The organism is Rhizobium sp. 57MFTsu3.2 (assembly GCF_012932765.1).
GTDB classification, from domain to species: Bacteria; Pseudomonadota; Alphaproteobacteria; order Rhizobiales; family Rhizobiaceae; genus Rhizobium; species Rhizobium altiplani.
In genome coordinates this window covers 354,094-366,610 of record NZ_JDWI01000001.1, presented here as the reverse complement: position 1 = coordinate 366,610, position 12,517 = coordinate 354,094, and the positions used below count along the sequence as shown (strand labels likewise).

The following is a 12,517-nucleotide window of genomic DNA, read 5'->3' as shown; positions in this document are numbered from 1 at the left end:
CGGCAGCACGATCACGATCAGCCACAGTCATTTCTTTCTACCCCGCGGGAGCACCACGATAGCGTGCGGCGATTGCTGACGCGTCAGCCTCGTTTGCCAAGTCCGCTCGGCCGTTATAAGGCTTGAGAAGTGGCCCGCGATGCGCGGGACGTCAATTTCCTGTCGCTAGGTGGTGCATGGCGCGAGCCTTTCTTTTCGTTCTGGATTCCTTTGGCGTCGGCGGCGCGCCGGATGCGGCAGCCTATGGCGACGAAGGCGCTGACACGCTGGGGCATATCGCGGAATTCTGCGCTGCCGGTGCGGGCGATCGCGAGGGATTGCGCTCAGGCCCGCTCCAGCTTCCGAATATGTCGGCTCTTGGCCTCGTCCATCTCGCCAAGGCGGCGTCTGGCAGGTTTCCGGCCGGAATGCCGGTGCCGGAGAAGGTGTACGCGATGTACGGTTCCGCCAGCGAGGTCTCGCGTGGCAAGGACACTCCGTCCGGTCATTGGGAAATCGCCGGGACGCCGGTAACGTTTGACTGGGGTTACTTTCCGACAGAAGGCGATGCCTTTCCACCGCAGCTTGTCGAGGCGCTCTGCAGGGCGGCCGACATTCCCGGGATACTCGGCAACTGCCACGCCTCTGGTACCGACATCATTGCCCGCCACGGCGAAGAGCATATCCGGACCGGAAAGCCGATCTGCTACACCTCGTCCGACTCTGTCTTCCAGGTTGCCGCGCATGAGACGCATTTCGGCCTCGACCGGCTCATGACCTTCTGCACGATCGCCCGGGCGCTGCTCGATGATTACAATATCGGCCGCGTCATCGCACGACCATTCGTCGGCGAAACCGCTTCCAAGTTTCAGCGCACCGGAAACCGTCGCGACTTTTCGGTGCCGCCGCCGGAACCGACGCTTCTCGACCGGCTGGTCAAGGAAGGGCGCAAGGTCCATGCCATCGGCAAGATCGGCGACATCTTCGCGCATAAGGGCGTCTCGCGGGTGATCAAGGCCAATGGCAATGAGGCTTTGATGGACGCCAGCCTTGCGGCGATGGATTCCGCCGAGGATGGCGAACTGGTTTTCACCAATTTTGTAGATTTCGACATGGTCTATGGCCATCGCCGGGATGTCGCCGGCTATGCCGCAGCGCTTGAGGCCTTTGATAGCAGGCTTCCCGAAGTGGGTGGCAAGTTGAAGCCCGGCGACCTCGTCATCCTGACCGCCGACCACGGCTGCGATCCGACGTGGCGCGGCACCGATCACACGCGCGAGCGCGTGCCGATCATTGCCTACGGGCCGGGACTGCGTTCCCGCGATATTGGCATTCGCGCCACTTATGCGGATATCGGCGAGACGATTGCCCGCCATCTGCGCATTCCGGCGGGCGCGCACGGGAGAAGCTTTCTATGACGTCGCATTTGAAGAAAGTCGAGCTGCACTGCCATCTGGAAGGAGCGGCGCCGCCGACGCTCACCGTGGCGCAGGCTCGCAAGTATAACATCGACATCAGCCCCTACCTCGCTGACGGCACCTATGTCTGGCATGATTTCGCGAGCTTTCTGGAGTGTTACGACAAGGTCTCGGAGGTCTACAAGACCGAGGAAGACTACGCACTGCTGACGGAAACCTATCTCGATGAGCTTGCCGCGATCGGAACGATCTACAGCGAGCTGATCGTCTCCCCCGATCACGGCAAGCGGATCGGGCTTGGAGCGGATGCCTACATCGAGGGCGTGTGCGAAGGCATGCGTCGTGCAAAGGCGAAAAGCGACATCGAGGCACGCCTGATTGTCACCGGAGAGCGTCATTTCGGCCCGGAGAGTGTCATCGGCGCTGCCGAATATGCTGCGAACGCGAAGAATCCGCTTATCACTGGCTTCAATCTTGCAGGGGAGGAACGGATGGGTCGGGTTGCCGATTATGCGCGCGCCTTCGACATCGCGCGCGATGCAGGCCTCGGCCTCACCATTCACGCCGGCGAGGTGTGCGGTGCGTTCAGCGTCGCCGATGCGCTCGACGTTGTCAGGCCTTCCCGGATCGGCCATGGCGTCCGGGCGATCGAGGACCTTGATCTCGTCAAGCGGCTCGCCGATCTCGGAACGGTGCTGGAGGTATGCCCCGGCTCCAATATTGCGCTAAACGTCTTTCCAGATTTCGCTTCTCATCCGTTGCGAAAGCTCAAGGAGTCAGGTGTTCGCGTGACGATCAGTTCGGACGACCCGCCCTTCTTCCATACTTCGCTGAAACGCGAGTACGAATTGGCTGCCGACGCCTTCGGTTTCAGCGATGCTGCGATCAACGAGATGACCCGCACGGGAATTGAGGCAGCTTTCGTCGACGAGCCGACGCGGCAGGCGCTCTTCGCCCGGATGTAATCCGGCTAGCCCTGGGGATCGATGCTGCAAAATTGCCTCCGCTCTTGCGGTGAGGGCAATTTCCATGGAAGAAACATCCGATAAGAACAACGATAGGAAGGGCTCGGCCATGGACGGCGTAACGGTCATCGATCACCCGCTTGTGCAGCACAAACTCACGATCATGCGGCGTAAGGAGACATCGACCGGGAGTTTCCGTCGGCTCCTGCGCGAAATCTCCACCTTGCTCTGCTACGAAGTGACCCGTGATCTCGAACTCACCATGGAGACCATCGAGACGCCCCTGCAGACGATGGAGTCGCCGATCCTGGAAGGCAAGAAGCTCGTCTTTGCTTCGATCCTCCGTGCCGGCAACGGCCTTCTCGAAGGCATGCTCGACCTTGTGCCGTCGGCGCGCGTTTCGCATATCGGCGTCTACCGTGACCATGAAACGTTGCAGCCGGTCGAGTATTACTTCAAGGCTCCCGAGGATATCTCCGAACGCTTGATCATCGTCGTCGACCCGATGCTCGCCACCGGCAACTCGTCGATCGCGGCGATCGACAAGCTCAAGGAGCGCGGCGCCCATAACATTCGCTTCCTCTGCCTTCTTGCGGCGCCAGAGGGCATCAAGAATTTCCGCGAGGCGCATCCAGATGTGCCCGTCTTCACCGCTTCGATCGATAGCCATCTGAACGAGAAGGGCTACATCATGCCTGGTCTCGGCGATGCCGGCGATCGCATGTACGGCACGAAGTAATTCGTCATCTGTTTACCATTCGGATGCAGTCGATGGTCCGGACACGCGTGCCGGACCATTTGCTTTGCAGGCATTAGCAACTTGTCAGCGATTAGGGAGTAGGACGTGTAAGCATGGCCACGCATGACGCGGGGTTTATACAGGAAGGATTTCTGTCCCGATGCTCGTGCGTACCGTCATTTTTGCAAGCGTGGCTGCGGTGCTTGCAACACAGATACCGACCCTCATGGGAAAACGCAGCGGCGAAATGGTCGCCTCGGCCAATTTCGTAACCGACAATGCAGAACAGGGGCGAGCCGCGGCAAGTGGCGGCACAATGCGCCTGCGGGCTGATGCTCAAGGCCACTATTCCGGCGATTTCAGAATCAATGGTCGTCAGGTGCAGGGCCTGATCGATACCGGCGCGACCTACGTCGCTCTGAATGAGAGCTTCGCTCGACGCCTGGGTTATACGGGCAATCAGCTTGATTTCCGCTACTCGGTCGACACAGCCAACGGGAAGACGAAGGCAGCGCACGTGACATTGGATCGGGTGGAGATTGGCGGCATCCGCGTGCGTGATGTGGAGGCCTTTGTGCTGAAGGATGGCGCCCTGTCCTCCACGCTCGTCGGCATGAGCTTCCTGCGCAAGCTCGCTTCCTATTCCGTTGCCGATGGATCGCTCAGTTTGAAGCAATAGGCGTCAGGGCGCCGATGGCCGGTTTCTTGCCTCGTCGGCCGTCAGCGCGCTCTCCCGGGTGCCGGAGACAATTATCTCCAGGACCTCGTGCTCGTCGGTGTTCTTGACGTAGCGGTCACCGACATATTCACCGCGCTTGAGGACCATGACGCGATCGCCGACGGCGAAAATGTCGACGAGGCGGTGTGAGATGATGATCTGGGCAACGCCTTGTTTCTTCAACTCCAGCATGGTTTCGAGCAGCCGCTCGGTCGCCATGACCGAAAGATTGGCGGTCGGCTCGTCGAGAATGACGACGCGCGGCTCGAAGGAGATCGCGCGGGCGATCGCCACGGACTGCTGGCGGCCGCCCGACAGGCTCTCGACCTTCTGATAGACGGAATTCACGTCGACCTTGAGCCGCTTCAACACGTTGTCCGCTTCGGCATACATTTTTTGCCGATCGACGAAGGGGCCTCTGAGAGGCCAGCGGCCGAGAAAAATGTTCTGGCCGACATCCATGTTCCCGCAGAGCGCGAAGTCCTGATAGATCATCTCGATCCCTGCGTCGCGGCTCTCGTGCGGGCTTTTGAAAGAGACCGGCTGCCCCGCGACCAGGATTTCGCCGGAGTCGCGCTGATAGGCGCCTGTCAGGATCTTCATCAGCGTCGACTTTCCGGCAGAGTTGTCCCCGACCAGGCCAAGAATCTCCCCGGGATAGAGCACGAGATCGACCTTGCGGAGCGCCTGCACGGCTCCGAAAGCCTTTTCGATGCCCCGCATTTCCACAATCGGCCGCGAAGGCGTCACGTCAGCCATGGATGGCTTCTCCCGTTCGTGCTGCTGTCGTGAAACGGCCGCGCAGGCGCGCAAAGATATTCGCCTGCCGCACCCATATGTCGATCAGCACTGCCACAATGAGGATGACCCCGATGAAGACATTGATCCAGTGCTGGGGCATGCTGAAGCCTTGGACATTGAGTTGCAGGAGCGCGCGGACAAGTGTTATTACAGCCGCGCCTGCAAGCGAGCCGATCATCGTGCCGTAGCCGCCGAAGATTGATCCGCCGCCGATGATCACGGAGGCAATGGCGTCAAGCTCGCGGAACTGGCCGGCAACCGGGTTGAAGCTGCGGAAATAAGCGACGTTGATGATCCCGGCCATGGTTGCGCAGAACGCGGACAGTACTAGTGCAATGAAGCGAACACGGTTGGTATTGATGCCGGCGTAGGCGGCAGCGCGGACATTGCCGCCTGCTGCACAGACCTTCAGCCCAAATGGTGTGTAGGCAAGCACGATGCCGGCGATGAGGGCGACGAAAAACATGAAGATCGTCTGGATGCTGACGACCTCGGCTACCGTACGGATCATCCCCGGGGGCAGCGAAACACCGAAATGCAGGAAAATGTCGTTCACCTTGCGGCCAAGCAGGTTGTAGCCTTCCGGCCAGCCGGTCAGCTGCTGGCCGGCGACAAACCAAGCGGCAAGACCTCGGGCAATGTAGAACATGCCGAGCGTGGCAATGAAGGCGGGCAGCTTGAAGCCGACGGTGATGACGGCATTGACAAGGCCGGCAGCCGTCCCCGCAAGCAGACCCATCGCCACGGCAGTGAATGGATCGGCGCCCAGCACCTTGAGGAAATAGGCGGCCGTGCTGCCGGCGAGCGCAAGCACCGAGCCAACGGAGAGATCGATATCACCGGCCGCAATGACATAGGTGAGCCCGACGGTAACGAGCGCCAGCTCTGTGTAGTTGAGCAGGATCGCGAAGGTGTTGGGCAGGTTCCACCAGTAGTCCGGCCTTAGCGCCAGGCCGGTCAGCCAGAGCAGCACCGTCAGGATGATGGCGAGTGCGTCGCGCCGTGCAAGGAACTTGCCGAGCCCCGTGGCCGAGAGCGCCATGTCGGCCGCCATCGCCCCTTTGGTCTGCACGCCTTCCAGAGCGACGCCGCCGGTTTCGTAGGCCGGCGGCGGTGGCCGACCGCGGAGCCAGGCCCAGAACCGGGCCGCGATCTGGCGTCGAATGAGGAAGGGCTCGATCAGCACGGCCACGACCAGAAGCAGCCCCAGGAAGACCATGACGGCACCGGCTGGCAAGGTGAACCTGGCGCCGACGGCAACGCTCTCTCCATCGATGATGACGGTCCGCGTGATCGGCCAACCTTCGCGCAGCACCTTGTCGATCAGCACAACGACTGTCGCGCCAAGGCAGGACCCGAGCACGCGCCCGCGCCCGCCAAGGATCGACGCACCGCCGATGACGACAGATGCGATCACGGTAAGCTCCCAGCCGACGCCGTAAAGAGGGGTGACGCCCTTGTCCTGCGCCGCAGCCAGAAGACCGGAAAGGGTCGCGCAGAGCGACGAGATCAGGTAGGCGCGAATTCGCACCCACTGGGTGTTGATGCCGGCATAGGCTGCGGCCTGCTCGTTGCCGCCGGTCGCGAAGGTCTCATAGCCCCAGCGGGTCTTGGCAAGCACATAGGCGCCGATGACAGCTACGAGGAGGAAGATCGCGATCTGGTTATTGAAGCCGAGAGCGTTGATCTCTCCGAGATGAAAGAAGAGCGGATAGTCTGCCGCCTTGCCGGAGTAGTAGATCGCTTGGCCATGCGTGAGCGCAAGAACGAAGCCTCGACCGATAAAGAGCATCGTCAGCGTTGCAATGAACGCGGGCACTTTCAGCATCGTCACGAGGACGCCGTTGACGAGGCCAATCACCGTGCCGAGCAGCACACAGAAGATCACCGACTCGATGACGCCGAAGTCGAGAACATCAGACGCAAAGAGCCTCGCAAAAACGACGGCGATCAGGCCGTAGGTCGAGCCGACCGAAAGATCCAGGTCCTTGTTGGCGATGACAAAGGTCATTCCGACCGCGATTATCCCGACACGGGACGTGTCGCGAAGTAGCGCCAACAGGGCCTCCGTTGATCCAAAGAAGGCCGGATTGACGATAGCCCCGCCGAGGTAGAGCAAGGCGAGGAAGATCAGCAGCCCAGCCTCCCAGCCGCCGACGAGCTGGGGCGGCGCACGGCCTAGCGATGTCGTCGTGGGCGCCATGGTGTCTGCCGATCAATCTCGCCGTCGCGATGCGGGAGGCTTGCACCTCCCGCGTCGATTTCAGGCGTTTCGGAGCGTTAGTTTTCGAAGCGCTTGCCAACCTTTGCGACGTTCTCCTTCGTCACCAACTGGGCACGCGTGTCCAGGTTGGCGGCGGAAATGCCGCGATCGATCTGCAGGTAAAGCTGCATGACAGGCCAGAAGCCCTGCAGGAAGGGTTGCTGTCCCAGCGAACCGGTCAGGTTTCCGGCGGCGATTCCCTCCTGCTGTGCCGGGCCGAGGTCGAACCCGAATGCGCAGAGCTTGCCGGTCTTGCCCATCTGTGCGACGGCCTTGACGAGCGGTGGCGTGAAGACGTTGTTGGCGGTGAAGGCACCGACCACGTCACCACGGGATTCGAAGAGCGAAACAAGCGCGTTGACCGGATCGTTGGGGTTCGTGTCGATGCCGACGTTCTCCGGTCCAGCGTCAACCTTGAAAGCGTCAAGCTTGCCGGCCTCCTTCAATGTTTTGACGATGGCGTTGAAAGCGGAGGTGACCCGGTTGTTGACCTCGATGTTGCCCATCGCGGTTGACGACGGCAACAGAATCGAGCCGCTGGTTGCGCCGCTCGCAATCACACAATTGGCAAGAGCCTCGCCGCCGATTGCCGCGGCCGATGCGTCCTGACCAGTATGGCTGATGGCACTGCGATGCAGGATGGTTGCATCGAATGAGTTGGTTGTGGCGATCGGTATGCCGGCCGCCTCGGCAGCTTTGACGATGTCGTTGTAGGCGCCGACCTGCGGCGTCGTCATTATGATGCCGTCGATCGTCGGATCCTGGACGATCTGGTTGAGGATCTCGATTGCGCGCGCCGGATCGTCAACTGGCGATTCCGAGCCGAGCAGCAGGATCTTGGCGCCGATCATGTTGCCGGCGACGGTTGCGCCGACATAGACGGGATCAAAAAAGCCATTGCCTGCCGTATGAGTCACGATCGCGAAGGTCAAATGACCGTCCGCCGAATGGAAGTTCTTCGTGTTGGGATCTTCCTTGGCAGCTTCGGCAAAATTATAGCCGCCAACTGCTTTCTCGACGCTGCCCGACTGCGCAAATGCATGCGAGACGCCGAGCGATAGTAGCGCGGCTGACACCGCGTACAGCAAAGTCCGCCTCATGATTAGTCCTCCCTTGAGTCAAGGAAGGAAAGCCGTTCGAGCGCAATTTACAGAGAGTGAGGGCCGAAGGCTTCCTCCCATACGCTAATATTCTGCGCAATTCCGATGCAAGTAAACGGCGAACTCATCGTAAGGGCGAAATTGTTTGCCTCCCAAACCTCCCCTGGTTGTTTTTGATGACAAATAGCCGTTGAGGTCGTGGTTACTGGCTCTCAGGGGATGGATGCGCTTCCTGGCGAAGCCTGCCTCCTTTTCGGAACGCGATCCTTAGCTTGCTGAAAGAGCCACGATGCGCTCGTAAATGACGGCGGGGGTTGCAGGCTGGTGTTCGTCGATCCGGTAATGTTTGGCGAGGGCGGCAACCGCCGCATCTGCTGAATCCGCGCTTGAGGCATGCACAAGCGCGATGGGGTCGCCTTTCTCTACACGCGTGCCAAGCGGCAGAATGTCTGATATCCCGACGCGATGATCGATCCTGTCGGCGGGATGACGCCGTCCGCCGCCGAGGTCGACGACGGTCATGCCGATCTCCCGTACGTCGCAGCCGGAAAGCCAACCGGACCGAGGCGCGGGGACAGGTTTCGTCAGCGGCGCCTCGACGAGGTACTTGTCCGGCGCCTCCAACAGATCCGAGGGGCCGCCGAGGCGGCTGACCATGCGGGCAAAGCTTTCGGCGGCCTTGCCCGTAGAAAGCGCGTCCACGGCTCTTGCCTCACCGTCCTCAAGTGACGACGCCACGCCTGACTTCGCCAGCATCTCGGCTGCGAAGGCCAGCACGGCAGCCTCCAAGCGGGTGTTCTTCTTTTTACCCGCTAGAAAATCCAGACAGTTTCGGATCTCGACGGCGTTTCCGGCAGCATCCGCCAGCGGCTGGTTCATGTCGGTAATCAGGGCCGATGTCCTGACGCCTGCACTGTTGGCGACATCGACAAGGGCGCGGGCCAGCATCTCGGCATCGTCAGGCTCGGCCATGAACGCGCCCGTGCCGACCTTGACGTCGAGCACCAGCGTCTGCAGTCCGGCCGCAAGCTTCTTCGAAAGGATCGAGGCGGTGATGAGGGGAATCGAGTCAACGGTCGCCGTCACATCCCGGACAGCGTAAAGCTTGCCGTCGGCTGGAGCGAGGGAGCCGGTTTGGCCGATGATGGCGCAGCCGACATCCTTCACGACCTTGCGGAAAACTGTTGCGTCAGGGGTGATGGTATAGCCAGGAATGGCTTCGAGCTTATCCAGCGTCCCGCCGGTATGGCCGAGACCACGCCCTGATATCATCGGAACGGCGAGGCCGCACGCTGCCGCGATCGGTGCGAGCATCAGGGAAACATTGTCCCCGACCCCGCCTGTCGAGTGCTTGTCGGCAATAGGTCTGTCTATGTCTGCCCAGTTCAGTGTGTCGCCCGAGCGGGCCATTGCCAGCGTCAGCGCCACGACCTCGTCGCGCGACATACCCTTGAACCAGACCGCCATGGCGAAGGCACCGATCTGCCCCTCGGAGAGCTGACCGGCCACAAGTGCGGCAATGAACGATTGGATATCCTCTTCGGAAAGCGTTCCGCCATTTCGCTTCTGGCGGATGATCTCCTGGGGGATCATCTCAATAGCTCGATGCAGCGGCGGGCGCGGACTGCGTGCCGCTGAGCACGGCAAGAATGTCGTCGAGCAATCCGGACGCGCCGAAGCGGAACGTGGATGGCATTGGCCAGTCCGGCGCCATGATCGTTTCTGCAAGGCTCAGGTAAAGCGCTGCGTCTGCCACCGAACCGATGCCACCCGCCGGCTTGAAGCCGACCTTGCGGCCGCTCTGGCGAATGACCCGCAGCATGATGTCGGCAGCTTCCAGGGTCGCATTGACGGCGACCTTGCCGGTGGAGGTCTTGATGAAGTCGGCACCCGCCTCGATGGCGAGTTCGGAGGCACGACGGATCAGCGCCGCATCCTTTATCTCGCCGGTCTCGAGAATGACCTTCAGCAGGATCGGGTCCTTGCACTCGGCTCGGACCGCCGCAACCATGTCGGTGACAGCCTTGCCGCTACCGGTCATGAATTTGCGATAGGGGATGACGAGGTCGATTTCGTCGGCGCCGTCGGCGATCGCCTCGCGTGTTTCGGCGGCAACGTCGGCCACTTCCATATCGCCCGACGGGAAATTGACCACAGTCGCAATCCGCACCGGATGACCCGTGCCGAGAACTGCGCGAGCGCGGGCAACGAAGCGCGGCCAGATGCAGATCGCTGCCGTGTTGCCATAGGGGGTTTGGGCGCGCGCACACAGCGCGTCGATCTGCGCCTCGGTGCAGTCATCCTTGAGGTTGGTAAGATCGAGGAGGGAGAGGGCGACGGCGGCCGTTTCCTTGCTGGAATGGTTGGTCATTATTCGCGTTCTCCTGCAATCATTTCCTTCAGTATGGCGGCGAGGCGCGCACCGCCGATCGGAGCCATATCCTTGGTCTCCTCATGGCTCAGTTCGCCGCCGGTCATGCCGGCTCCATAGTTGGTGATTACGGACGCCGCCGCAACCCTTAAGCCAAGCATTCGCGCGATAATCACTTCCGGCACGGTCGACATGCCGACGGCATCGGCGCCGAGGATACGGGCCATGCGGATTTCGGCGGGTGTTTCGAAGCTTGGGCCTGAGAACCACATGTAGACGCCTTGCGACAAGGCGATACCGAGCTTCTCCGCAGCATTGCGCATCCTGTCGGCGAGAGCTGCATCATAAGCACTCGTCATGCCGACAAAACGACGATCGCTTTCCTCGCCGATCAGCGGATTCATGCCGGAATAGTTAATGTGATCGCTAATCTGCATCACCGAGCCAGGAGGCATGTCGTCTCGGAGCGACCCTGCGGAATTGGTCAGGACTAGAGTCTCGACCCCTAGACCTTTGAGCACCTCGATCGGCAGCCGCATCGCGCTGGCATCGCCCTTCTCGTAGAAATGGACGCGACCGGACAGCATGATGACGGGCACACCGCCAAGCAAACCCGCGACGACTTCTCCGGCGTGGCCCGAAACCGCGCTGACAGGAAAGCCCGGCAAGTCGTGATAAGGGATGCGATGCGCATCAGTCATCTCGCCGACCAGCGAGCCGAGACCGGAACCAAGCACGATGCCGTAGCGCGGCGAAAGGCCGCCGAGCCTTCCGGCAAGCACGTCGAGAACGGCACTCATCCGAGTTCGGTCTCGAAGCTGAACGGCAGCAACTCTTCCATGGTCATCGTCTTCTTCACGCCGACCTCATCGCAGAGGTAGATCTTCGTGTCCTTGGAGGCGAACTCCGAGATCTTCTGCCGGCAGCCGCCGCAGGGCGGGCAGAGTGGCAGCTTTTCGGCGATCACGGCCATTTCGACGATCTTCTTGGCGCCGGCCATGATCATGGCGCTGATGGCGGTCGGCTCCGCACACCAGCCTTGCGGGAAAGACAGGTTCTCGATATTGGCGCCGGTGTAGACCTTGCCGTCCTCGGCGCGGATCGCGGCGCCGACGGGGAACTTCGAGTAGGGGGCATGAGCGAAAGCCATGGCACCGCGAGCGGCCTCGAAAAGATCGTGGGACATGTTCTCAGCGTTCCTTCGTATAGGGGACACCACCCGCTTTCGGCGGGATTGCCACGCCGATGAAGCCGGCGAGCAGGATGCAGGTCAGGATATAGGGCAATGCCTGGAAGATCTGTACGGGCACTTCGCCGATCAGCGGAACGTGCTTGCCCTGCATGAAGTTTGCCAGCGCATCGAGGAAGCCGAAGAGCAGGCAGGCGAACATGACGGGCACCGGTCTCCACTTCGCAAAGACCAGTGCCGCAAGTGCAATGTAGCCCTTGCCGGCCGACATATCCTTGATGAAGGCAGCCGACTGCGCGATCGACAGATAGGTCCCCGAGAAGCCGCAGAGGATGCCGGCGCACATGACCGCGCGATAGCGCAGCCAGCCCACCGAAATGCCGGCCGTATCGACCGCGCCCGGATTTTCGCCGACGGCGCGCAGCCGCAGGCCGAAGCGGGTGCGATAGAGGATCCACCAAGAAAGCGGAACTGCGAGAAAGGCGAGGTAGGTCAGGATATTGTTGCCTGAGATCACGTTCGCGTAGAGCGGGCCAATGATCGGAACTTCACGGACGGCATCGGCGCCCGGCAGCACGATCGGCGCAAAGCGGGCTTCCTGAGTTAGCTGCGGCGTACGGCCGCCCTGGCCGAACCAGGCGCCCCCAAGGACGATTGTGATACCGGCGACGAAGAAGTTGATCGCAACGCCCGAGATGATCTGGTTGCCGCGATTGGTGATCGAGGCGAAACCGTGGACGAGGCTGAGCGCCACGGAGCAAATGATGCCAGCACCGAGGCCGAGCCATGCCGAGTCCGTCAGGTAGGCGACGCAGGCTGCCGCAAAGGCAGAGCCGAGCATTTTACCCTCGAGGCCGATATCGAAGATGCCGGCGCGTTCGGAGAACAGACCAGCCAGCGCCGTGAAGATCAGCGGGATCGACAGACGGATCGTGGAGCTCAGAACGCTGATGAAGATGTCATAATAATCCATC

General features: G+C 61.2%; 12 protein-coding genes. 4 read left to right on the top strand and 8 right to left on the bottom strand.

What is annotated here, in order from left to right; translation table 11 throughout:
• Positions 1-176 precede the first annotated feature (176 nt).
• The 4 genes from AF71_RS01785 (at position 177) to AF71_RS01770 (ending at position 3,780) form a co-directional block, all read left to right on the top strand.
• Positions 177-1,397 (top strand): phosphopentomutase, encoded by a 1,221-nt coding sequence (locus tag AF71_RS01785; protein WP_018855314.1) that lies wholly within the window; start codon positions 177-179, stop codon positions 1,395-1,397.
• On the top strand, positions 1,394-2,362 hold the full coding sequence (locus AF71_RS01780) for an adenosine deaminase (protein ID WP_169679468.1): 969 nt from the start codon (positions 1,394-1,396) through the stop codon (positions 2,360-2,362). Before AF71_RS01785 ends, AF71_RS01780 begins: the two co-directional genes overlap by 4 nt.
• A gap of 109 nt (positions 2,363-2,471) precedes the next feature.
• Positions 2,472-3,101 carry a uracil phosphoribosyltransferase gene (upp, locus tag AF71_RS01775; RefSeq protein ID WP_018855312.1) on the top strand — a complete coding sequence of 210 codons (630 nt, stop codon included), beginning with the start codon at positions 2,472-2,474 and terminating at the stop codon, positions 3,099-3,101.
• A gap of 160 nt (positions 3,102-3,261) precedes the next feature.
• Complete coding sequence (locus AF71_RS01770) at positions 3,262-3,780, top strand: TIGR02281 family clan AA aspartic protease (RefSeq protein ID WP_018855311.1); 519 nt, start codon at positions 3,262-3,264, stop codon at positions 3,778-3,780.
• A gap of 3 nt (positions 3,781-3,783) precedes the next feature.
• Here AF71_RS01770 and AF71_RS01765 read toward each other — a convergent pair whose 3' ends face one another.
• The 8 genes from AF71_RS01765 to AF71_RS01730 form a co-directional block, all read right to left on the bottom strand.
• Positions 3,784-4,578: an ATP-binding cassette domain-containing protein gene (locus AF71_RS01765; protein WP_018855310.1), complete on the bottom strand. Its 795-nt coding sequence runs from the start codon at positions 4,576-4,578 to the stop codon at positions 3,784-3,786.
• A complete protein-coding gene (locus AF71_RS01760; RefSeq protein WP_018855309.1) occupies positions 4,571-6,823 on the bottom strand; it encodes an ABC transporter permease in 2,253 nt (750 codons plus the stop codon). Before AF71_RS01760 ends, AF71_RS01765 begins: the two co-directional genes overlap by 8 nt.
• A 77-nt stretch (positions 6,824-6,900) precedes the next feature.
• Positions 6,901-7,983, bottom strand: coding sequence for a substrate-binding domain-containing protein (locus AF71_RS01755; protein ID WP_018855308.1), 1,083 nt, complete (start codon positions 7,981-7,983; stop codon positions 6,901-6,903).
• Positions 7,984-8,250: 267 nt separating this feature from the next.
• Complete coding sequence (gene deoA / locus AF71_RS01750; RefSeq protein WP_169679467.1) at positions 8,251-9,576, bottom strand: thymidine phosphorylase; 1,326 nt, start codon at positions 9,574-9,576, stop codon at positions 8,251-8,253.
• A 1-nt stretch (position 9,577) separates the two neighbouring features.
• The gene (gene deoC / locus AF71_RS01745) at positions 9,578-10,354 is read right to left on the bottom strand and encodes a deoxyribose-phosphate aldolase (RefSeq protein WP_112666307.1); all 777 of its coding nucleotides are present in this window, start codon (positions 10,352-10,354) and stop codon (positions 9,578-9,580) included.
• Complete coding sequence (locus tag AF71_RS01740) at positions 10,354-11,154, bottom strand: purine-nucleoside phosphorylase (RefSeq protein WP_169679464.1); 801 nt, start codon at positions 11,152-11,154, stop codon at positions 10,354-10,356. Before AF71_RS01740 ends, deoC begins: the two co-directional genes overlap by 1 nt.
• Complete coding sequence (locus AF71_RS01735) at positions 11,151-11,540, bottom strand: cytidine deaminase (RefSeq protein ID WP_062375681.1); 390 nt, start codon at positions 11,538-11,540, stop codon at positions 11,151-11,153. Before AF71_RS01735 ends, AF71_RS01740 begins: the two co-directional genes overlap by 4 nt.
• Positions 11,541-11,544: 4 nt before the next feature.
• Positions 11,545-12,516: an ABC transporter permease gene (locus AF71_RS01730; protein ID WP_112666304.1), complete on the bottom strand. Its 972-nt coding sequence runs from the start codon at positions 12,514-12,516 to the stop codon at positions 11,545-11,547.
• Between the last annotated feature and the right edge of the window lies 1 nt (position 12,517).

Coding starts and splice junctions, on each gene's coding strand:
- AF71_RS01785 (WP_018855314.1), top strand. CDS start 177: ATGGCGCGAGCCTTTCTTTTCGTTCTGGATTCCTTTGGCGTCGGCGGC.
- AF71_RS01780 (WP_169679468.1), top strand. CDS start 1,394: ATGACGTCGCATTTGAAGAAAGTCGAGCTGCACTGCCATCTGGAAGGA.
- upp (WP_018855312.1), top strand. CDS start 2,472: ATGGACGGCGTAACGGTCATCGATCACCCGCTTGTGCAGCACAAACTC.
- AF71_RS01770 (WP_018855311.1), top strand. CDS start 3,262: ATGCTCGTGCGTACCGTCATTTTTGCAAGCGTGGCTGCGGTGCTTGCA.
- AF71_RS01765 (WP_018855310.1), bottom strand. CDS start 4,578: ATGGCTGACGTGACGCCTTCGCGGCCGATTGTGGAAATGCGGGGCATC.
- AF71_RS01760 (WP_018855309.1), bottom strand. CDS start 6,823: ATGGCGCCCACGACGACATCGCTAGGCCGTGCGCCGCCCCAGCTCGTC.
- AF71_RS01755 (WP_018855308.1), bottom strand. CDS start 7,983: ATGAGGCGGACTTTGCTGTACGCGGTGTCAGCCGCGCTACTATCGCTC.
- deoA (WP_169679467.1), bottom strand. CDS start 9,576: ATGATCCCCCAGGAGATCATCCGCCAGAAGCGAAATGGCGGAACGCTT.
- deoC (WP_112666307.1), bottom strand. CDS start 10,354: ATGACCAACCATTCCAGCAAGGAAACGGCCGCCGTCGCCCTCTCCCTC.
- AF71_RS01740 (WP_169679464.1), bottom strand. CDS start 11,154: ATGAGTGCCGTTCTCGACGTGCTTGCCGGAAGGCTCGGCGGCCTTTCG.
- AF71_RS01735 (WP_062375681.1), bottom strand. CDS start 11,540: ATGTCCCACGATCTTTTCGAGGCCGCTCGCGGTGCCATGGCTTTCGCT.
- AF71_RS01730 (WP_112666304.1), bottom strand. CDS start 12,516: ATGGATTATTATGACATCTTCATCAGCGTTCTGAGCTCCACGATCCGT.